Annotated in this window: 8 protein-coding genes and 2 pseudogenes; 7 read left to right on the forward strand and 3 right to left on the reverse strand. The window is 47.3% G+C overall.

Annotated elements, in window-relative coordinates:
• Window positions 1-293 (forward strand): annotated as a pseudogene (locus Xedl_RS33730) (hypothetical protein); the annotation flags it as partial.
• Between the two features lie 133 nt (window positions 294-426).
• On the forward strand, window positions 427-1,560 hold the full coding sequence (locus Xedl_RS17200; RefSeq protein WP_074025007.1) for a glycerate kinase: 1,134 nt from the start codon (window positions 427-429) through the stop codon (window positions 1,558-1,560).
• A 170-nt stretch (window positions 1,561-1,730) separates the two neighbouring features.
• Here Xedl_RS17200 and Xedl_RS17205 read toward each other — a convergent pair whose 3' ends face one another.
• Window positions 1,731-2,033 carry a helix-turn-helix domain-containing protein gene (locus Xedl_RS17205; RefSeq protein WP_074024995.1) on the reverse strand — a complete coding sequence of 101 codons (303 nt, stop codon included), beginning with the start codon at window positions 2,031-2,033 and terminating at the stop codon, window positions 1,731-1,733.
• 1,173 nt (window positions 2,034-3,206) lie between these two features.
• Here Xedl_RS17205 and Xedl_RS17210 point away from each other — a divergent pair.
• Window positions 3,207-3,461 carry a hypothetical protein gene (locus Xedl_RS17210; protein WP_208605080.1) on the forward strand — a complete coding sequence of 85 codons (255 nt, stop codon included), beginning with the start codon at window positions 3,207-3,209 and terminating at the stop codon, window positions 3,459-3,461.
• A 657-nt stretch (window positions 3,462-4,118) separates the two neighbouring features.
• Entirely contained in the window at window positions 4,119-19,757 is a 15,639-nt protein-coding gene (locus Xedl_RS17215; protein ID WP_074024998.1) for a non-ribosomal peptide synthetase, read from the forward strand.
• Window positions 19,758-19,938: 181 nt separating this feature from the next.
• Here the strand turns inward: Xedl_RS17215 and Xedl_RS17220 are convergent, their stop codons facing one another.
• Window positions 19,939-20,850 carry a LysR family transcriptional regulator gene (locus Xedl_RS17220; RefSeq protein WP_074025000.1) on the reverse strand — a complete coding sequence of 304 codons (912 nt, stop codon included), beginning with the start codon at window positions 20,848-20,850 and terminating at the stop codon, window positions 19,939-19,941.
• Window positions 20,851-21,096: 246 nt separating this feature from the next.
• Here Xedl_RS17220 and Xedl_RS17225 point away from each other — a divergent pair, with 246 nt between their 5' ends.
• The 3 genes and pseudogenes from Xedl_RS17225 to Xedl_RS17235 all read left to right on the forward strand — a co-directional run.
• Window positions 21,097-22,308, forward strand: coding sequence for an MFS transporter (locus Xedl_RS17225; RefSeq protein WP_074025002.1), 1,212 nt, complete (start codon window positions 21,097-21,099; stop codon window positions 22,306-22,308).
• Complete coding sequence (locus Xedl_RS17230; RefSeq protein WP_074025003.1) at window positions 22,305-22,712, forward strand: carboxymuconolactone decarboxylase family protein; 408 nt, start codon at window positions 22,305-22,307, stop codon at window positions 22,710-22,712. The genes Xedl_RS17225 and Xedl_RS17230 overlap by 4 nt, the downstream gene beginning before the upstream one ends.
• 59 nt (window positions 22,713-22,771) lie before the next feature.
• Window positions 22,772-23,011, forward strand: a pseudogene (locus Xedl_RS17235) (terminase TerL endonuclease subunit); the annotation flags it as partial.
• Window positions 23,012-23,085: 74 nt separating this feature from the next.
• Here the strand turns inward: Xedl_RS17235 and Xedl_RS17240 are convergent.
• Window positions 23,086-23,475: a hypothetical protein gene (locus tag Xedl_RS17240; protein WP_083600383.1), complete on the reverse strand. Its 390-nt coding sequence runs from the start codon at window positions 23,473-23,475 to the stop codon at window positions 23,086-23,088.
• Window positions 23,476-23,722 lie beyond the last annotated feature (247 nt).

A 23,722-nucleotide genomic window follows, 5' to 3' on the forward strand; every position in this document is an offset into this window, starting at 1 on the left:
AACTGAGTATCAACAAGAAGAAAAGTGCGGTTGCGAGACCGTGGGAACGCAAGTTCTTAGGGTACAGCGTAACTTGGCACAAAAGCGTTCGCCTGAAAAGTCCATACACGCGAGCCAAGAAATTAATGGCAGCGGGTTTACCCGAACAACGAGCGTGGAGTTCGGCATGTAACCAGCGTGGAGCATGGTGGAATGCAGGTTCGAGCCACATGAACCAAGCGATAAAAGTGTCGTTACTCAGGAAAGCAGGCTTACTATCACTATTGGAACAACATCGGCAGTTCCAGCGTTAACATGAACCGCCGTATACGGAACCGTACGTACGGTGGTGTGAGAGGACGACGAGAGTGATCCCGTCTCCTACTCGATCGCGCAAAATAAGCAGTAAAATAGCAATTAATATCAAAGAGCTGAGGATATTCCATGATGAAAATTGTGATTGCCCCTGATTCATTTAAGGAAAGCCTGAGTGCCTTGCAGGTGGCGCAGGCAATAGAGCGCGGATTTAAGGCGATTTATCCACAAGCAGACTATATCAAGTTGCCTATGGCGGATGGCGGAGAAGGGACAGTAGAATCACTGGTGGCCGCAACTGGGGGAAAACGTATCGAGTGTACTGTCACTGATCCTTTGGGGCAACCTGTTAAGGCATTCTTTGGTCTGCTTGGTGATGGAAAAACCGCAGTGATTGAAATGGCTGCCGCCTCTGGTTTGCACTTGGTGCCAATGGAACAGCGTAACCCGCTGATAACGACGAGTTATGGAACAGGAGAATTGATTCTGGCAGCGCTGGAACAAGGGGTACACAAACTGATTTTAGGCATTGGAGGCAGTGCAACCAACGATGGTGGCGCAGGTATGATGCAGGCACTTGGTGCGAATATATTGGATGGTGACAGTCGTATTTTGCCATTCGGCGGTGCGGCATTAACCCGACTAGAAGGTATTGATTTAACCAACCTTGATCCACGTCTCAGGCAAGTTGAACTTATCGTGGCTTGCGATGTGGATAACCCATTATGTGGAGAACAGGGCGCATCAGCGGTGTTTGGCCCACAGAAAGGCGCGACACCTGAGATGGTTAAATTGTTGGACTCTGCATTGCGTCATTATGGTATGAAAATAGAATCCCTTACGGGAAAAAACGTGATTGATGCTGCTGGTGCTGGCGCGGCTGGAGGGATGGGCGCATCCTTATTGGGATGTCTGGGGGCAAGATTACAGTCAGGTATTGAGATTATTATTGACACCTTGCAACTAGAAGATGCGATTCAGGGGGCGGATCTGGTCATTACGGGTGAGGGGCATCTGGATAGTCAGACCATACACGGTAAAACCCCCATTGGTGTTGCCCGCGTTGCGAAAAAGTTTGGCATTCCCACCATTGCATTAGTTGGGGGAATGAGCCGAGATTATCATGTTGTGCATCAACATGGTCTGGATGCAGTCTTTTCTATTATACCGGAGGCTTGTTCCCTTGCTGATGCCCTTGCCAAGGGTGCTGATAATTTGCAGGTAACGGCACGGAATATTGCAGCGATGTGGGCTATTTCCCATTAACTGCTACGTTGTTTTTTAGCGCTAACCACTTGGTACATCTAAGAGACGGTGCTAAGAGAAAGGGTAATGAAATGCCGCAATATAGCGTGGCATGATAAGAATCAGAAGCCTGAATGGGATAATTGAAATCAGTAACACAACAGGCTTCTGACGAAGTTATCTTGCCTCATTTAACAACCATTCTTGCCTATAATTGTCTCGGCAATGGGAATATATTGATCCGTAATTTTATTAACAGTGTTGTCCTCTTTCTTGTCTGGGTTGCAATCCAGGAAAAACCACTCAATCGGCGTACTAAAAATCTTGGCAATACCAACGAGATGGGTTAGGTTGATCCGATTCACTCCCGTTTCATAACGTGAAAGTTGCTGTTGACTGAGGCCAATTCTCTTGGCTAATGCTGTCGCAGTGATACCCAATTCTTTCCTTTTGAGCTGAATACGTTGTCCGACTAATGGATTTAAATCTTTCATATCTTATCCTTTTTAATCAATAAATTATGACGTTATTGAGAAGAATTTCTGGAGCTTGGAATGAATTCGATTCTGTTCCGCCAGTGCTCGTAAAATAGGGCCTGTCTTGACGGCGTCATTGCTGTTCACGGTATGCTTATTTGTTATCACCTGATCTGCCGTTTTCGTTTTCTGACACGCCTCTTGTTTCTGTTATCCCTGTTTTTATGGCTACCTCTGCATATTTTTTGGTTGAGTTACCGAGGCGGCTTAAACAGAGTTTCTATCTTAACTGTATGAAAAATAGTCAATATATTTCTGGGTTTTATTTTATGGGATTTTTTATATTTAAAAAAATTATTTAATTGATTTTTATTGATTTTTAATTGATTAATTAATATAAACATGCAAAAGGCAGTAAATTTTTATCTAAAATCATATTTATCGATATGTTTCAGTCTTGTTGATGATTTTCTTGAGGTTATAAACTGGACAAAATATACCAAACTGTAAACATAATCCTACATAACTTAACCTAAGTCAAATTTTATTGCACACTACAAATAATTCCACTTAAGTAATTATAATATATGAATTTTTTTTGTTATTCGCGTATTTTGTTGCATAGCAATAATATTAATGGTGAAAAAATATTACTTGATGCCAGTCAAGTATTGCTCGATCATCCAAAATTAATGTTTTAAAAACATTACATATCCAAAATTTAATTCCACTTACTGCCAATTATATAGATTATAAATCTAAACCAGACAGTTTGGTATAAATTGTTTTGTTTTTTAATAAAATTTTATCAGTTTGTCTTATGTAAAAATATTCTAATGTTTTTAGAGGATGTCACGGTTAATTTTCTATATTTTTATTAAAAATATTGTTTACTATTACCTTTTCAACTAAATAGACTTTAAATTCACCTAAAAATGAAGTTCACTCGCATTTTTGAATGTTTTGAAAACGGCAGGGGTATCCTTACGAGAACCTGAGTGATATTTATCATTTGTATAATAAAAACAATAATATATCTTCTTTTCTTAGTAAGCGGTTGTCTTATCAAATTGTATTCTGATTTTCTCTGATGGTTTATCTATGAAAAATAACGGCATTGAAGGTTTTTTTTGAGATATCGCGTATAAATTGCAAAAAGCAACGATAGAAAACGTCATTAACATGACTAACATGCCAGATAAAATCATTGCACAAAAAGAAACCGTTCCTAATGTTGATATTCCGAAACGCCTGACGAACATTACTTCTTCACTGGCTATCAAAGCAGCACCCTATATCAGATTAACCACCCATATTAATCCACACAAATGCAGAAGGACTTTATTTAGCCAAAGGACTTTTGCCCCCTTCTTATTAGAATCAAGCAATAATTTGAAACTGAGTTTATCTTTAACACTGATATTACGTGATTTTAGAAAAAGATAATTAATCGTTGAAATAGAAAAATCCTTCCAGCAATAACCAAAATAGCATGAATATCCCAATAAAACGCCACTGGACAGAAAACGGTAAGTGCATGGTAGATGTTATTTATTTCAATTTGAAATTATTTTCATAAAATTATTATTATTTGAAATAGTTTTATTTAGGCATTAACTATAATTAGCGTTTACATTTACATTAGTTATGTAATTTGATTATTATAAAATAAGTTTTTGTAAGCTATTCATAAACATAAGAAACTAATTCTATTTGAAATAATTCAAAATAAATACTAATGCTGAATGGATAAAATACAGCAAGGACTTAGCACTCATGACAGTAGATATATTCAATAAATCCATTTTTTATTTGGCTTTGGAATTCAGAGTCGATTAATAAAAAATGGAATACCTTCTTCTGGTTCATTAAATGAACATTTATTCCGCTGTTTGGAAAATTATTGTCACACCATTTTTGGCTGTGCAGTTATTAACCTGACTATGACATCCAGCGCCTGAGAGAAAATATTACCTGAGTATCTTTCGATACTTGGCGTGTCCGTTGTTATTGCTCCGAAAAATAAAAGAAAAATATTTGTGAAGGTTGCTGGGAATAACAGTTTTCAAATATCCAATAGATTCGTTGAGGTAGTAAAAGCAGATGAAAAGCAGCATTACCAGAAAGGAAAATATCCTTGAAACTGGGTTAGTGAGTGTGTCATCAGAAAAGGTAAGTGATGACATATTTGTGCGCAAGTTTGATGGGTTATCTGAGGCTGAATATACCCTGTTGCTGGAAACCTGGAATGCCACGGCAACCCCATATCCTGACCATGTATGTATTCATCAGTTGTTTGAACAACAAGCAGAGAAAACCCCGACTGCCGTTGCGTTAATCGCCGAGGATCAGACCCTGAGCTATGCGGAATTGAACGACCGAGCCAACTGGCTGGCTTACCAACTGATTAAACAGGGGGTTTGCCAGGGTGACCATGTAGCGATCCTGTCAGAACGTTCAATTGAACTGGTGGTGGCTCAGTTAGCTATCCTTAAGGCTGGTGCGGTTTATGTCCCTGTTGATCCCAATGTACCGGATGAACGGAAAATCTGGTTGATAAACGATTGTGCTGCCAAATTACTCCTGACTGATAAGCAAACGGAGATACCGGCTGAATTGGCTATTCCACGGCTCCGTCTTACTTGTGAGACAGAATCGATCAGGGAAGAGGAGCATCGCAATCTTGATTTATTGGGGATCAGTGCCGAACCCGCGTATATTATGTACACCTCCGGTTCGACGGGGATACCAAAAGGGGTCATCGTGCCCCATCGGGCTGTCGTCCGGCTGGTTATCAATAATGGCTATGCTGACATCGAGCCTAATGACCGAATTGCTTTCGCCGCTAATCCGGCTTTCGATGCCAGCACCTTCGAAGTTTGGGCGCCGTTACTCAACGGTGCTGCGCTGGTGATTATTGATCATACTACGTTGCTGACGCCGCGAGATTTTGTCCAGGCGTTACAGGCGCATCGCATTACGGTCTTGTGGATGAGTGTCGGGCTGTTTAACCGGCTGGCGGAGGAGCTATCTCCAGTGCTGCCGCAACTTAAAATGCTGCTGGTCGGGGGAGATGTCCTCGATCCGCATGTCATTGCTCAAGTATTGCATAAGAACCCACCACAAAAGTTATTGAATGCCTACGGTCCGAGTGAGGGAACCACATTTACCACGACCTACCCTATTTACGGATTAACATCGGGTACGACTTCCATTCCTATTGGTCGGCCCATTGCCAACACCCGAATTTATTTGCTGGATACTGACGGTCAGCCGGTGCCATTGGGGATGATCGGTGAGATTTATATCGGGGGTGACGGAGTGGCCTGCGGTTATCTCAATCGCCCTGAACTGACCGCTGAACGCTTTCTCACCGATCCATTTAGTGATAAACCGAATGCGCGTATGTACCGCACCGGAGATTTGGCTCGCTATCTGCCGGATGGCAATCTGGAATTTCTTGGCCGTAACGACCAGCAGGTGAAAATCCGTGGATTCCGAATTGAACCAGGGGAAATTGAGGCTCGGCTGGTGGAATATCCGGCGATACGTGAAGCTGTAGTACTGGTGTTAGGTGAGGGGCAGGATAAACAACTGGTTGCCTATGTGCTGACCCAAGAGAGTAACGGATTAGCCGCTCGCCTGCGTGAACACCTGAGTACGCGATTGCCGGATTATATGATACCGGTGGCTTTTGTACGTCTGGATGAATATCCATTGACGCCGAATGGGAAACTGGATCGTCGGGCATTGCCGGCACCGCGGGAGGATGCCTTTGCCCGTCAGGTTTATGAAGCGCCGCTAGGAGAGATGGAGATTATTCTGGCGAATCTTTGGCGCGAATTGCTGGGTATTGAGCGAATTAGCCGACATGACAGTTTCTTTGCGCTGGGCGGCCATTCTTTACTCGGTATACGGATGATTGAACGCCTGCGTAGTCTGGGATTAACACTGGCCGCCCGTAATCTGTTCCAGTATCCGGTGCTGTCGGCACTGGCCCAGACATTGGAGCAACATCAGGCTGTAGTGATACCGCCGAATACCATTACCCCAGCAACTACTGCGCTGACACCGGCAATGTTGCCGCTGATTGATTTGTCCCAGTCTGAGATTGACCATATTGTTGAACAGGTGCCGGATGGGATCGCTAATGTTCAGGATATCTATGCCCTGTCGCCGTTGCAGGACGGCATCTTGTTCCATCATCTGCTGGCGAAGGAGGGTGATCCCTATCTGCTGGCCTATCCGATGATTTTTGCTGATCGGACGCTACTGGATCGTTATCTGGCGGCAGTACAAAAGGTGGTTGATCGCCATGATATCCTGCGAACTGCCTTTATCTGGCAAGGATTATCTGCACCGGTGCAGGTGGTCTGGCGTCAAGCGCCTTTATCGGTGACTGAATTGACACTGGATCCCGCTGACGGGTCAGTGGGGGAGCAACTGGCTCACCGTTTTGACCCACGTCAGTATCGTTTTGATCTGAGCCAAGCCCCTTTGTTGCGTTTTGTAGTAGCACGAGAAACCGATGGCCGCTGGCATGTGCTGCAATTGCAGCATCACCTAATTGGCGACCATACGACAATGGAAGTGATGCATCGCGAAGTGCAGATTTGTCTTGCCGGACAGGATGACAACTTGCCGATACCGGTGCCTTTCCGCAATCTGGTGGCGCAGGCTCGGTTGAATATCAATCAGGCAGCGCATACCCGCTTCTTTACCGACATGCTGGCTGACGTGGATGAGCCGACACTGCCGTTTGGCTTAACCGAAGTGCATCGTGATGGTTCTCAGGTCACACAGTCGCACCGGATGTTATCGCCGGAGTTAAACAACCGCCTTCGTCAGCAGGCAAAACGTCTGGGCGTCAGTGTGGCAACCTTATGTCATCTGGCCTGGGCGCAGGTGGTATCTCGAACCAGCGGACAGAATAAAGTCGTGTTTGGCACGGTACTGTTCGGGCGTATGGCGGCGGGAGAAGGGGCTGACAGCGGTATGGGGTTGTTTATCAATACCTTGCCGCTGCGATTGGATATAGATGATACACCGGTACACGACAGTGTACGGTTGGCACAGTCCCGGCTGGCCGGATTACTGGATTATGAACACGCTTCACTGGCGCTGGCTCAACGTTGCAGTGGGGTAGCGGGTGGCACGCCCTTATTTAGTGCTCTGTTGAACTACCGACATAATGAGCAGCCGCTGATCCCACATGAGGCTATACCGGGTATCGAATTCCTGGGTGAACAGGAGCGAACCAACTATCCGTTTGTGCTGTCGGTAGAGGACGGGGGTTCTACTCTGGGGCTGACGGCGCAGGTAGTACAGCCGTTTGAGTCGGATCGGATATGTGGTTATATGCAACAAGCGTTGGCAAGTCTGGCAGACGTACTGGAGCGGGCACCGGAAACACCGGTACGGGCACTGAACATTTTGCCCGAAACGGAACGTACCTTATTGCTGGAAACCTGGAACGCAACTGAAACACCGTATCCTGAGCAGTTATGCATTCATCAGTTGATTGAACAGCAGGTAGAGAACACGCCTGACGCCACAGCGTTAGTGTATGAAGGAAAAATTCTTAGCTATGCCAAATTGAATGCTGATGCTAATCGGCTGGCTCATCAACTGATTGCATTGGGAATCGAACCGGATCAGCGGGTAGCGATTTGCATGGCAAGCACCTCGGCGCGGGTGGTGGGGTTGTTGGCGGTGCTGAAAGCCGGTGGTGCCTATGTGGCGCTGGATCCCGCTTATCCGGGGGAACGTCTGGCGCATATCCTGAATGACGCTGCGCCTTCAATAATATTGGCTGATGAGACCGGACGGATGGCGTTGGGCGAGGAGGCGCTTGTCGGGCTGACTTTGGTTGATCCGAACACTCTGATTGATCCGAATACCTTACCTGATCAAATGGATAGCAACCCACAGGTAGCGGCGCTGACTTCCCGTCATCTGGCTTATGTGATTTACACCTCCGGTTCTACCGGCGTACCCAAAGGGGTGATGGTTGAACATCGTGGGTTGGTCAATCTTATTCGGGATAAGATTGTCCAGTTTGGTATTCATTCCGGTAATCGGGTGTTGCAATTCGCTTCATTTGGTTTCGATGCCAGTGTCTGGGAAACCATGATGGCGCTGACCGCCGGTGCCAGTTTGGCTATTCCGGCCGATACGGTTCGTCAGGATCCGTACCGCCTCTGGCATTATCTGGAAGAGCAAGCGGTGACGCACGCGTGTTTAACTCCGGCTCTGCTACGGGATGGGGCTGATTTACCGACGCTGACGATAAAACCGACCGTGATACTGGGCGGTGAAGCGCCCAGCCCAGCGCTACTCCAGACATTAAACCGTCAGGCCACGCTGTTCAATGCCTATGGCCCGACAGAAATTACCGTGTGTGCCACCCACTGGCGTTGTCCGTTAAACTATACCGAGGCATTGGCACCTATTGGGCGTCCGACGGCGAATACCCGAATTTATTTGCTGGATGACTGTGGTCAACCCGTGCCATTGGGAGCCGTGGGGGAGCTGTATATTGGGGGTGTCGGTGTAGCACGTGGCTATCTTAATCTCCCTGACCTGACTGACGAACGTTTTCTGGCTGACCCGTTTAGTGATGCAATTGATGCGAGAATGTATCGCACTGGGGATTTGGCTCGTTATTTGCCGGATGGCAATCTGGTGTTTGTTGGCCGTAATGACCAGCAGGTGAAAATCCGTGGGTTTCGGATCGAACCGGCTGAAATCGAAGCGCGGTTGACAGAATATCCTGCGGTACGCGAAGCGTGGGTGCTGGCGCTGGGGGATGGGCAGGACAAGCGTTTGATCGCCTACATCGTGGCGGAAGAAGACAAAGAAAATAAAGAAAACAACGAATTGGCTGCCCGTTTGCGTGAGCATCTGAGCGCTATTTTGCCTGATTATATGGTGCCGGCGGCTTTTGTGCGTCTGGATGCCTTCCCGCTGACGCCAAACGGTAAACTGGATCGTCGGGCGTTGCCGGCGCCTGATCAACATGCTTTTGCCCGTCAGATTTACGCAGCACCACAAGGGGAGATAGAAATAGCATTGGCGGCTGTCTGGCGTGAATTATTAGGCATTGAGCAGATCAGCCGGTATGACAATTTCTTTGCGTTGGGCGGTCATTCACTGTTAGCGGTACGGGTCATGAATCGTATCGCTGCTTTCGGTGTTGAACTGCCGCTGGTTGCCTTATTTACATCACCGTCCCTCGCGGCCTTTGCGGAGAGGATCAGCGCTCAACGTAATGAGGGAAGGAGTAGGTTGTCTGAGATTATTCCCGTACCTCGTGATGGTGCATTACCGCTGTCATTCGCTCAACAGCGTTTGTGGTTTCTGGCGCAGTTTGATGGCGTCAGTGACACCTATCATATTCCGCTGGTACTGCATTTGCGGGGTCAGCTTAATATTACCGCCTGGCAGCAGGCGCTGAATCGTCTGTTTGCCCGTCACGAAGCGTTGCGTTCAGTCTTTATCATGGCTGACGGTCAGCCTCAGGTTGAGCTGCTGCCGGCGGGATCGGGTCTACCGGTGAAACAATACGATCTGCGTAACGTGCCTGACGTCGATGAGCAACTTAAACTTCTGTGCGCACAGGAAGCAGAAACGCCGTTTGATCTTGCCCGTGATCCCTTAATCCGTTGCGCACTAATACAACGGGCTGATGAAGATTACGTCTTCTTGCTGACTCAGCATCACATTGTGTCTGATGGCTGGTCTTTGGGGATATTGAAATCAGAACTGAGCGCCCTTTATTCGGCTTGCTTGCATGAACAGCCTGATCCATTGCCCTCGTTGCTTATTCAATATCCTGATTATGCCGCTTGGCAGCGTAAGGTATTTTCTGTTGAAGGATTGCAGGCGCAAAGTGATTACTGGCGTCGTACACTGGCCGATGCCCCGATATTGCTGGAATTGCCGACAGATCGTCCCCGTCCATCCCGACAATCATTTACCGGCGGCCGGATACCTGTGCAGATTGATGCCACGTTGGTACAGGCTCTGAAACAGTTAGGACAACAACACGGCACCACATTATTTATGACATTGCTGACTGCCTGGGCGGCACTATTGTCGCGGCTGTCCGGACAGGATGATCTGGTGATCGGGATACCCAGCGCCAACCGCAACCGGCGGGAGATCGAGCCGCTGATCGGATTCTTTGTCAATACTCTGGCATTGCGCATTGATTTGTCCGCTACACCGGATATGGTCACATTACTCCGGCGTGTACGGCAGACGATACTGGAAGCGCAAGAGCATCAGGATCTGCCTTTCGAACAGGTGGTTGAGATCGTACAACCGCCCCGCAGACCAGAACATACCCCGTTATTTCAGGTGATGTTTGCCTGGCAGGAGAGTGACACAGAAGAGTGGCAACTACCGGAATTAGCGGTGACACCCGTCGTACAGGGATACGATATCGCTAAATTCGATCTGCAACTGGAATTGACGGAGAAGGCGGGTGAGGTTGTTGGGGAACTGAATTATTCTTCTGCCCTGTTCGATCCTGAAACGATTGAAAGACAGGTCGGCTATTTGCAAGCCCTATTGCGGGCGATGGTGAACCATCCTCAACAATCAGTCACGACCGTGGATATTTTGCCATCCACTGAGCGGACATTATTGCTGGAAACCTGGAATGCAGCCGTAGCATCGTATCCTGAACAGTTGTGTGTTCATCAATTGATTGAACAACAGGTAGAAAGAACCCCGCACGCCATCGCGGTAACGTATGAAAACCAGACGCTTAACTATGCTGAATTAAATGCCCGCGCCAACCGATTAGCGCATCAACTGATGGCATTAGGGGTAGTACCCGACCAACCGGTCGCCATTTGTGTGGCACGATCACCGGAGAGAATAGTGGGATTGCTGGCGGTGTTGAAAGCGGGCGGGGCTTATGTGCCATTGGATCCGGCTTATCCGGGTGAACGTCTGGTTTATTTTCTTACTGATGCTGCGCCCACTATTTTGCTGGCGGATCATATTGGACGGGCAGCATTGGGTGAAGAAGCACTGAAGATGCTCACTGTACTCGATCCAAATGCCCTGCCAGATCAGCCGGACAGTAACCCACAGGTTCCTGAACTCACCTCACGGCATCTGGCGTATGTGATCTACACTTCCGGATCTACCGGCAGACCGAAAGGGGTGATGATTGAACATCAGAGTGTGGTTAACCTGACGCTGGAACAAATTGCTCAGTTTGATGTTGGTGTCACCAGCCGGATGTTGCAGTTTGCTTCATTTGGCTTCGATGCCAGCGTCTGGGAAATCATGATGGCGTTGAGCAGTGGGGCTATGCTGGTTATTCCACCTGAAACAATCCGGCAAGATCTGCACCGTCTCTGGCATTTTTTGGAAGAACAGGGAATAACACTCGCCTGCATGACACCAGCCATGTTCCACGATGGCACCGGTTTGCCGGAAATAGCCATAAAACCCACATTAATGTTTGCAGGAGAAACACCGGCTACCGCCTTGTTTCAAACATTGTGCGGCAGGGCGGATTTGATCAATGCTTATGGCCCGACGGAAATCACCGTTTGTGCCACCACCTGGAACTGCCCGTCAGACTATACGGGGGGAGCCATTCCTATTGGTAGACCGACAGTTAACAAACGTCTCTATCTGTTGGACAAACACGGTCAACCGGTGCCGCTGGGCGCAGTCGGTGAGTTATATATTGGCGGAGTGGGGGTAGCCCGTGGCTATCTCAATCACCCTGAGCTTACTGCCGAACGATTCCTGACGGATCCGTTTAGTGATGACACGGATGCCCGAATGTATCGCACTGGGGATTTAGTCCGTTACCTGCCGGATGGCAATTTGGTGTTTGCCGGTCGTAATGACCAGCAGGTTAAAATCCGTGGTTTCCGTATTGAGCCGGGGGAAATCGAGGCGCACTTGACCGAACATCCATTGGTGAGTGAAGCGTTGGTACTGGCGTTGGGTGACGGTCAGGATAAGCGTTTGATCGCCTACGTCGTGGCGGAAGAAGACCACGGATTAGCTGCCCGTTTGCGTGAACATCTGAGTACTATTTTACCTGACTATATGATACCGGCGGCTTTTGTGTGTATGGATACTTTTCCGTTGACGCCGAACGGAAAATTGGATCGCCAAGCGTTACCCGCACCTGATCAACATGCTTTTGCCCGTCAGGTTTATGAAGCGCCGCAAGGGGAAATTGAGCACGCGCTCGCCACTATCTGGAGTGAATTGCTGGAGGTTGAGCAGATTAGCCGGCACGACAGTTTCTTTGCGCTGGGGGGGCACTCACTGCTTGCTGTACGGATGATTGAACGTCTGCGCCGTATGGGGCTGGGCGTATCGATTCAAACGCTCTTCGAGCATCCGACACTCAGTGTTTTGGCTCAGTCTCTGGATCAACATTGTGAAATCAGGATACCTGACAACGGCATTACGCCGGATATGATGACGCTGACGCCAGATATGTTGCCGTTAATTGATCTGACTCAGCCGGAGATTGACCGCATAGTTGAACAAGTTCCAGGCGGAATTGCCAACATTCAGGATATCTACGCCCTGTCACCGCTACAGGATGGCATTTTATTCCACCATTTGCTGGCAAACGAAGGCGATCCCTATCTTCTGATAACCCAACAGGCTTTTGCGGATCGGTCTTTGCTGGATCGTTATCTGGCTGCGGTTCAACAGGTGGTTAACCGCCATGATATCCTGCGTACCGCTTTCATCTGGGAGGGATTATCAGTTCCGGCTCAGGTGGTTTGTCGTCAAGTTCTCTTATCGATCACAGAATTGACACTCAATCCGGCTGACGGATCGATCAGTGACCAACTGACCCAACGCTGTGATCCGCGCCAGCATCGTATTGACCTGAGTCAGGCGCCGTTGTTGCGTTTTGTTATTGCTCAGGATACTGATGGCCGCTGGCTCCTGCTGCAACTGTTACATCACCTGATTGGTGACCATACCACGCTGGAAGTGATGAACAATGAAGTGCGGGCGTATCTTACCGGACGAGGAGACAGCTTGCCGATACCGGTGCCTTTCCGTCATCTGGTGGCACAGGCTCGGTTGGGCACCGGCCAGCCAGAGCATACCCGTTTCTTTACCGATATGCTGGCGGCGGTGGATGAGCCAACGCTACCGTTCGGATTGACGGAAGTTCACCATGACGGCTCGCAAGTGGCGGAATCACACAGAATGCTGCCGCCTGCACTGAATAGCCGTCTGCGTAATCAGGCACGGCGTTTAGGTGTCAGTGTAGCGGCGCTGTGTCATTTGGCCTGGGCGCAGGTGTTGTCGCGTACCAGTGGTCAGAAACACGTGGTGTTTGGCACGGTGCTGTTCGGGCGTATGCAGGCTGGCGAAGGTGCTGACAATGGCATGGGGCTGTTTATTAATACCCTGCCGTTACGGTTGGATATGGATGAAACGCCGGTGCAGGAGAGTGTACAGGCCGCCCATAGCCGACTGGCAGGATTATTAGCGCATGAACATGCATCACTGGCACTGGCGCAACGTTGCAGCGGGGTAGCCAGTGGGACACCGTTGTTTAATGCGCTGCTGAATTACCGACATAATACCCAGCCGGCCACAGCAGATGAAATCATCGGCGGAATTGAATTCCTGGGGGCACAGGAACGAACCAACTACCCGTTTGTGTTGTCGGTAGAGGATGGAGGTTCCGATTTGGGGTTGACTGCTCAGGTAGTCCAACCCTTTGATCCAGAGAGGGTATGCGGTTATATGCAGCAGGCTCTGGAGAGCCTGACAGAGGCGCTTGAACAGGCGCCGAAAATGCCAGTACAGAGGTTGGAAATCCTGCCAGAAACTGAGCGCACATTGTTGCTGAAAACCTGGAATGCGACTGAAACAGCGTATCCTGACCAACTGTGCATTCATCAACTGTTTGAACAACAGGTGAAGAATGCCCCGGACGCCACAGCGTTGGTCTACGAAAACCAATCCCTTAGCTATGCAGAATTGAATGTCCGTGCTAACCGGCTGGCGCATCAGCTTATCGCGCTGGGTGTCGTGCCGGATCAACGGGTGGCGATTTGCATGGCAAGTTCACCGGCACGGATAGTGGGGCTGTTGGCAATATTGAAAGCAGGGGGGGCTTACGTGCCGCTAGATCCCGCTTATCCGGGTGAGCGTTTGCACCATATTTTGACCGATGCTGCACCGGCTATTTTATTGGCAGATAATAGCGGACGCTCAGTATTAAATGAGCAAATACTTTCGCAGCAAATTGTTCTTGATCCGAATTCATTGCCTGATCAGCCGGAAACCGATCAACCAGATAATAACCCACAGGTCGCTGCATTGACCTCTCATCATCTGGCTTATGTGATTTACACCTCTGGCTCGACGGGTACACCGAAAGGGGTGATGGTTGAACATTGCGGACTGGTGAACCTTATTCAGGATAAAATCAGCCAGTTCACCATTCATCCCCATAACCGGATGTTGCAATTCGCTTCATTTGGTTTCGATGCCAGTGTCTGGGAAATTATGATGACATTAGGCAGTGGCGCCAGTCTGGCTATTCCTGACGATGCGGTTCGTCAGGATCCGCGCCGTCTGTGGCAGTATCTGGAAGAGCAATCGGTAACGCATGCTTGTCTGACACCTGCCCTGTTGCGGGATGGGGCTGATTTACCGGCGATGACCATCAAGCCAACACTAATACTGGGCGGTGAGGCTCCCAGTGTGGCCTTGCTTCAGGCACTGAGTGGCAGGGCAACGGTATTCAATGCCTATGGCCCGACAGAAATTACCGTTTGTGCCACCGCTTGGCGTTGTCCATCAAACTATCAGGGGGGATTCATTCCGATTGGACGCCCGACGGCCAACACCTGTGTTTATTTGCTGGATGCCCTCAGTCAGCCGGTGCCCTTGGGAGCAGTAGGTGAGCTGTATATTGGTGGTGCCGGTGTTGCACGTGGCTATCTCAATCGTCCTGAACTGACCAGTGAACGTTTCCTTGCTGATCCGTTTAGTGGCGCAGCCAATGCACGGATGTATCGCACCGGAGATTTGGTTCGCTACTTGCCGGATGGCAATCTGGTATTTGTTGGCCGTAACGATCAGCAGATTAAAATCCGTGGTTTCCGAATTGAACCAGGGGAAATTGAAGTTCGGCTGACAGAACATTCTGCGGTACGTGAAGCACAAGTATTGGCACTGGGTGATGGGCAGGAGAAACGTCTGGTTGCCTATGTAGTGGTAGAAACGGCAGAAGCAGATGATGGATTGGTTAATCGTCTGCGTGAACATCTGAGCACATCATTGCCTGACTACATGATACCGGCGGCCTTTGTACGTCTGGATGCATTCCCGCTGACACCTAACGGCAAACTGGATCGTCGGGCGCTACCGATGCCAGAGGAAGAAGCCTTTGCCCGCCAGATTTACGCGGCGCCACAAGGGGAAGCGGAAACCGCCCTCGCCGCGATTTGGCATGACTTACTGGGCATTGAGCAGATCAGCCGACATGACAGTTTCTTTGCATTGGGTGGTCATTCATTGCTCGCGGTGCGTATGGTCGAACGTTTGCGTAATCTGGGTTTTACACTGGCAGTACGTGACCTGTTCCAATCCCCTGTATTGTCTGAACTTGCTCAAACCTTGAAACTGAATCAGGGCGAACGTGTGCCTGCCAACGTCATTACGCCAGCAACGACGAAGCTGACACCGGAAATGTTACCGTTGATTGATCTTACTCAGCCTGAGATTGATCACATCATCGAACAGATATCGGGCGGGATTACCAATATTCAGGATATCTATGCGTTGTCGCCGTTACAGGACGGTATATTGTTCCACCATCTATTAGCAAACGAAGGTGACCCGTATTTGCTGGCGGGTCAGATGGCTTTTGCCGATCGGTCTTTGCTGGATCGTTATCTGGCTGCGGTGCAACAGGTCATTGACCGCCATGACATCCTGCGTACTGCTTTTATTTGGGAAGGATTATCGGTTCCTGCTCAGGTGGTGTGCCGTCAAGTGCGATTATCGGTGACTGAATTGACACTGGATCCCGCCGATGGGTCAGTCAGCGACCAATTAGCTCAACATTTCGATCCGCGCCGGTATCGTATTGATTTGGGACAGGCGCCGTTGCTGCGTTTTGTCGTGGCACCGGAGAGCGATGGCCGCTGGATTGTACTGCAACTGATGCATCATCTGATTGGTGACCATACCGCGTTGGATGTGATGAGCGACGAAGTTCAGGCCTATCTTGATGGACAGGAAAACGATTTACCTGCGCCGGCACCTTTCCGCAATCTGGTGGCACAGGCGCGGCTGGGGGTAAGTCAGGAGCAGCATATTCGCTTCTTTACCGACATGTTGGCTGAGGTGGATGAGCCTACGTTGCCGTTCGGATTGACAGAGGTTCATCGTGATGGCTCACAAGTTACAGAATCGCACCGGATGTTGACCGCAGAGCTGAACGAACGTTTACGCAGCCAGGCTCGGCATCTGGGTGTTAGCCTGGCTGCCTTGTGTCATCTGGCCTGGGCGCAAGTGTTGTCGCGTACCAGCGGACAGGAACAAGTGGTATTCGGCACCGTATTGTTCGGGCGTATGGCCGCCGGTGAAGGTGCAGACAATGGCATGGGATTGTTTATTAATACCTTGCCGATACGGCTGGATATGGATAATACGCCGGTACGGGACAGCGTACAGGTGACACATCGCTGGCTGGCGGGATTATTGACACATGAACATGCGTCACTGGCGCTGGCTCAACGTTGCAGTGGCGTACAAGGTGGAACCCCATTGTTCAGTACCTTGCTGAACTATCGGCACAACGCATTGCCAACGGCTTCGAATGAAATCATGGACGGTGTTGAATTCCTTGGTGCACAGGAGCGAACCAACTATCCGTTTACGCTGTCAGTGGAAGATTTTGGTGAAGCGTTGGGTTTAACTGCGCAAATTGTCCAGCCATTTGATCCGGAGCGGGTCTGTGGTTATATGCAACAGGCGCTGGAAAGTTTGGTGGAGGCACTTGAACAAGCGCCAGAAACGCCGGTGCAGATGCTGGAAATCCTGCCTGAGACAGAAAAAAATTTATTACTGAAAACCTGGAACGCAACTGAAACAGCGTATCCCGACCAACTGTGCATTCATCAACTGTTCGAACAACAAGTGGAGAAAAACCCTGATGCTACGGCGTTGATCTATGAAGAGCAAATTTTCAGTTATGCGGAGCTGAACGGTTATGCTAACCGGCTGGCTCACCAATTAATCGAACTGGGTGTGCAGCCTGATCAACGGGTGGCGATTTGTGCGAAACGTTCACCAGCAAGGATAGCGGGGCTATTGGCCGTGCTGAAAGCGGGTGGCGCTTACGTACCATTGGATCCCGCCTATCCGGCTGATCGTCTGGCGTATATGCTGGATGATGCCGCTCCGTGGGTAGTACTGGCGGATAATACCGGACTTACTGCATTGGGTGAAAAAGCACTGGCGAAATTCACTGTACTTGACCCGAATACTCCGCCTGACCAGCCGGACAGTAATCCGCAGGTTCCTGCGTTAACTTCACGGCATCTGGCCTATGTGATTTATACTTCTGGTTCGACCGGTATGCCGAAAGGGGTGATGGTTGAACACCGTGGGTTGATCAACCTTATCCAGGATAAAATCAGCCAGTTTGACATTCATCCCCATAGCCGGATGTTGCAATTCGCCTCATTTGGTTTCGATGCCAGTACCTGGGAAATCATGATGGCACTGTGTGGTGGTGCTACCCTGGATATTCCTGTCGACACGGTTCGTCAGGATCCGCGCCGCCTGTGGCATTATCTGGAAGAACAGGCGGTGACTCATGCCTGCCTGACACCGGCTCTGTTGAGGGATGGGGCGGATTTACCGGAGATAAACATAAAACCAACACTGATACTGGGTGGAGAAGCGCCCAGTGCGGCGCTGCTCCAGGCACTGCGTGGCCGGTTCACGCTGTTCAATGCTTATGGCCCGACAGAAATTACGGTATGTGCCACCACCTGGCGTTGTCCGGCAGATTATATTGAGGCATTAACGCCTATCGGACGTCCGACGGCCAACACCTGTGTTTATCTGTTGGATGCCAGCGGCCAGCCGGTTCCATTGGGAGCGGTAGGGGAATTGTATATTGGTGGTGATGGTGTAGCGCGTGGCTATCTCAACCGTCCTGATCTGACCGCTGAACGTTTCCTGGCTGATCCGTTTAGTCAGACACCGGACGCACGGATGTACCGAACCGGAGATTTAGTCCGCTACTTGCCGGATGGCAATCTGGTATTTATTGGCCGTAACGACCAGCAAGTTAAAATCCGGGGATTCCGTATTGAACCGGGTGAGATCGAAGCTCGGTTGACGGAGTATCCGGCGGTGCGTGAAGCTATCGTACTGGCGCTGGGGGATGGACAGGATAAACGTTTGATCGCTTATGTCGTGGCGGACGAAGATAACGGACTAGCCGCCCGTTTGCGTGAACATCTGAGTGCTATTTTACCTGATTATATGGTGCCGACGGCTTTTGTACGTCTGAACGCATTTCCTCTGACTCCTAACGGTAAGCTGGATCGTCGGGCACTGCCGGAGCCTGATCAAAATGCCTTTGCTCATCAGGCCTATGAAGCGCCGCAGGGGGAGGTTGAGATCGCATTGGCTGCCATCTGGTGTGAATTGCTGGAGATTGAGCAAATAGGCCGGTATGACAATTTCTTTGCCTTGGGGGGGCACTCTCTGCTTGCTATGCGGATGATAAACCTTGCCGCCGGTCGGGGTTTGATGTGTACATTGAATAACCTATTCCAATTCCCTGTGTTGGCTGAACTGGCATCAAAAATCACATTAGACCCACTGTCTCAGCCGCAAAGCAGTGCGATACCTGTGCAGCCATTCGGAACGGAACCGCCGCTATTCTTTGTACCCAGCGGCATGAATGATTACTCCTATATCTTTGGATTAGCTCAACATATTCAGTCAGACTATCCGATTTACGCATTGCCCTGGCCGTCCATCAATGAAGAACCGGTATCGACTATTGAAGAGCTGGCCGCCAAAATGATCACCTTTATGAAAGCGGTTCAACCAAAAGGCCGATACCGGATCTACGGTTACTCTGCTGGTGGTGTACTGGCTTATGCCATTGCCCAACAACTTTTGCATGCCGGTGAAACCGTCGATTTCCTGGGTTTGATTGATACGCCTGCCCCTCATTGTTTCAGGCAGCAGATTATTCAACCCAAACTTCAGTTTCTTGCTGAACTGGCAAAACAGTCGGATGGGGAACATGAAGAGGAGATTGCAGCATTGCATCAGAGAATTGATAAACTAAATTTGGTGCAATTTATTGCTGCGGCACAAAAACTGGAACTCTATCCGGCAAACCTGCGTCCTGACTTAATCGCAAAACGTTGGGAACAGATGGTAAATTATATGCAAATGGTCAAAGAATATGAACCACAAGCATTGGCGATAACGCTCCACCAGTTTTATGCAAGAGAACCTTATCCGCAGCTTTCTTTCGTTACGGAAACCGCATTACCTTCCTTGAGTATGGAGCCGTCGTTAGGCTGGGATCAGGTCATGCCTGATCCTTTGCTCCAGCTAACATCTGTACCAGGCGACCATTTTAGCCTGATGGAGGATAGTAAAAATAAAACCATTTTGGCTAAAACCCTAAGTATGGCGTTAGCAATGAATTGTGAAGCGGAGGCGGTGTAATGTCAGTGATATGCAGAAATAGCAAGCGATTATTGACGGCGATATTATCCGGTTAAAGATATTTATCTGGTGCGTCATAAAATCTCGCCCCGCTTTTTATCATTAAACCGATAAGAAGCGGGGCGGGTGTCTTGCATAATTTGACATTTAGTCATCACTGAGAAAAATTTCATTTTTGTAGTTAGACACCCTTCTTATTGAGTAAACTGTTTAAATTATTAATGACTATTTCTCTGGTTTCACTCTTACGTATTGCCGCATAAACATCAATATTCAAGGATTGAGCCGCAACTTCATCTAATTCTCTGTAACAAAGTCCTTGTTGATTAGCAATACACATAGAGCGGGGCATTAATGCCATGCCTTTTCCTCTTGAAATACTGGAAAGCATGACCAGTGAGTCATCAGGCTCCTTACATCTTTTTAATAGGAAAGGTAATTGTTGAAAGTAATTTTCACATTTATCGTAAAAAACGGGATTTGCATTTCTTGAAAACCAAAAAAGGGGGAGATCTGAAACATCGGTAAGAGAAACTTTTTCTTTTAGACTACCAGGATGAGAGGACGGCATTGCCAGCAGAAGAGGTTCACGATAGAGCCAGTAAAATTGAAAATCATATTCATTATGTAGGCTCTGTTCTCCTATAATAACAAGATCCATTTTATCCTTTGAGAGAAAATGTAAGAGCTGGCTAGAAACCAGATGCTGTGTGTCAATTTCATCTCCTACCATAAGGGCTTTAATTTTATTACGGAGCGCCGATATATTATTAAAATTTAGAGTGCTAGTAAGCCCAATACGTAAATAAGCTTCCTCATTTTTAATTTTACGCATGAGTAGAGTGAATTCATTGATGAGATATGTTGCTTTTTCAACCAGAATTAGTCCATTGTCTGTCAGATGAACTTCATGAGTATTCCGAGTAAAAAGATCACAACCGAGAGTTGCTTCAAGACATTTGATATGACGAGTCAGGGGGGGTTGTGTCATATGTAACCTTTCTGCTGCCCTCCTGAAATTAAGCTCTTGAGCAACAGCTAAAAAACATTGCAACTGTTTTATGCTAGGTAGCTTATTATTAATGCTGTCCACAAATTCTCCATTCCATTAATTGAGTGGCATATTGAATGAAAAACACATTGTCTACTCATTTTTTACATTATAACAATTTAAATTTTATATAAATTATTTGTAAGGCTTCAATATGAATAATAAAGCCATTGATATAAAAAATGAATTACAAAATTAGCAATTCTCATGAAAATTCATGGTGGTATTTTGATATTGAAGAATTAAATAGGGGTTCTCATTTTAACTTTTATTCCAAGGTTGTAATTCATGACGTCAGAAATTAAAAATCCTGAGATGTCGTTTAGGATATGGTTAGCTTTGTTTATTCTTGCAATATCAACTTTCACTATTGTGACGACGGAGCTGGCTCCTGTTGGCCTGCTGACACCTATAGCCGATGGCCTTCATACTTCCGAATCCAGTATTGGAATAACAGTCACACTGTACGCTTGGGGTGGGGCATTAAGTGCACTTTTGGCATCTGTTTTTCTGGGTAATCTACCCAAAAAGATCCTTTTGTTAACGCTGACAATCATCTTGGTGATATCAAATACCTTGTCTGCAACAATTGATTCATTTGAAGTACTACTGGTGGCTCGTGTCATTGGATCTGTGGCTCATGGCGCTTTCTGGGCGATGATCGGGGCGACAACGGTGGCAATGGTTCCGGTAAAGTATCTGGGTACAGCAACATCAATTGTTTTTGGTGGCGTCTCAGCCGCCAGCGTATTTGGCGTCCCTTTGTCTAACTATATAGGTCTGTACTTTGGTTGGCGTCAAGCATTTTGGTTGATGGCACTGCTGAGTATGGTTGCATTCTTTGGCATTATGCTTCTTGTGCCTAAAATCACGACCCAAAGTACGATTGGCATTAACGCCTTAAAAAGTGTGTTGAATTCAGCCATATGGTGGAAAATCTATGCGGCTACATTACTTGCCATTACCGCACACTTTGCTGCGTTTACTTTCATTGAACCTTGGCTCAATTCGCAACCAACCCTTTCTAAAGGTTTCATCCCTACAATCTTATTTATTTATGGTATTGCAGGTTTGATGGGGAATTTCCTGACAGGCATTATCATTGATAAGTATCTTAAAACTACAGTCACACTGTCTGCTTTGCTGATCGGCATTGTTCTTCTGAACTTAGGTATCAGAGCAGAATTATTATCCCGCACAGATATTCTGATAGCGATCGTTTTATGGGGAGTCGCAATTTCTGGGATTTTCGTGGGCTTGCAAACCTGGGTGCTCCGTCTGGCTGGCGACAAAACGTTTCCTGCATCTGCGGTGTATGTTTCGTTTTTTAACGGAGCAATCGGTATTGGTGCTTTAGTGGGATCTTGGCTGGTTTCCGCTTTATCACTTCATGCACTATTTGTTACCGCAGGTGCGGCAATTGTTCTGTCCATACTGATCATTGCTATGATCCCTTCTAACCATTCCACCAGTAAAACATTTACGGAGAAAGCTATATGAAACAAGGTATTGAACTGACAAATCATGGTCGGGACATTATGAATCAGTTAGAAAAAGGTCTCGCCGATAAGGTAATAAATCGCCTTAAAGAATTAGATGAAAACTTACCTTATCTGGTTACTGATTATGCATTTGGTTCAGTAGTAGGTCGTCCAGGTCTTGACCTTAAGACACGTGAAATGCTCACTGTTGCCTCTTTAGTTAGCCTTGGTAATGCTCCACAACAGTTGGAGTTACATATGCGAGGGGCGCTTAATGTTGGCGTAACCCCTGAAGAATTACTTGAGGTTGTCATACAGATGGCAGTTTATGCAGGAGTACCTGCATGTATGAATGGGTTAACAGCATACCGTTCTGCTATTGCTGCTACAGAAAACAGTTTCCCAATTACATCAAGAGATTAATTATTTATTGTTGAAATTGGGATTTTAAAGTGAGGTGATAATGTCTGCACGAAAATCATAACCGCAAAATCATTCGTCACAATGGCGATCCGGTGCTGGCATGGGCGATGTCTAATGTCGTGATAGAAACGGACGCCAACGCCAATATCAAACCGAATAAGAAGAAATCAGCGAGTAAAATCGACCCCGCTATTGCGTTTCTGATGAGCTTTGATACATGGCAGAGTGAGCATGAAGAGTTTGCTTTTAACTTAAGTGAGGAACAACAGCAGCGATTGGATAGCTTTGATGAAATTTAGTTAATTAAAAAGGAGCAAAACTAGTTCAGATCGCTCCTTTAATTTCGTTATCTAATTGAATAATAAAAGTTAATTTATTCAAATTTTAGAGATAACAATATATCAGTGCTTACATCTTTGTACTGTTCCCACTCATCAACAGTTGTATTAAATGAAACAATTACTGCTTTACCATTAAATGATGTAGTTAACATTTTATTATGAATGTTTGTATCCATTGCACTTGATATAAAATCTATTATCCTAGCATCTTTTCCATCCACAATTACTTTTTGGAGTGATGGTTGATAGTTTGGCATTAATTTTACTAAAGAATCTGTAAACATATCTAATTGTTCTGGAAGAATAGATGCCATTCCCGAGCTCATTATGATGTTAACTTTTCCACTCTCATCGGTAAAGATGATTTTTTCATTATTATCTCTCATTGATGGATATTTTAATCTTTTGGATTTTTCGTCCATCAAAGTAAATCCCTTTGGGATTTTAATAGAGAGTGCATGTTTTGGAACTTGTTGTCGTTCCAAACTGACTTTGGCGAGTGTTTTAAACGGCAAAAATAAAATAAATATAATGGGTAGGGCGTGTTGATGTTTTGTGAGGGATTATTAAACAGCATGATGATTTGGTATAATTACTTTCGCCAAAAAACAACCAGACCTCACCATCATGCCGCGAACTATGTTAACAGATCTCCAATGGAATAAGCTA

It is taken from the genome of Xenorhabdus eapokensis, from assembly GCF_001908105.1.

Bases quoted from the DNA above. Each gene is read 5' to 3' on its own strand.
- Xedl_RS17225 (WP_074025002.1), top strand. From the start codon at position 21,097: ATGACGTCAGAAATTAAAAATCCTGAGATGTCGTTTAGGATATGGTTA.
- Xedl_RS17215 (WP_074024998.1), top strand. From the start codon at position 4,119: ATGAAAAGCAGCATTACCAGAAAGGAAAATATCCTTGAAACTGGGTTA.
- Xedl_RS17205 (WP_074024995.1), bottom strand. From the start codon at position 2,033: ATGAAAGATTTAAATCCATTAGTCGGACAACGTATTCAGCTCAAAAGG.
- Xedl_RS17230 (WP_074025003.1), top strand. From the start codon at position 22,305: ATGAAACAAGGTATTGAACTGACAAATCATGGTCGGGACATTATGAAT.
- Xedl_RS17240 (WP_083600383.1), bottom strand. From the start codon at position 23,475: ATGGACGAAAAATCCAAAAGATTAAAATATCCATCAATGAGAGATAAT.
- Xedl_RS17210 (WP_208605080.1), top strand. From the start codon at position 3,207: ATGCCAGATAAAATCATTGCACAAAAAGAAACCGTTCCTAATGTTGAT.
- Xedl_RS17200 (WP_074025007.1), top strand. From the start codon at position 427: ATGAAAATTGTGATTGCCCCTGATTCATTTAAGGAAAGCCTGAGTGCC.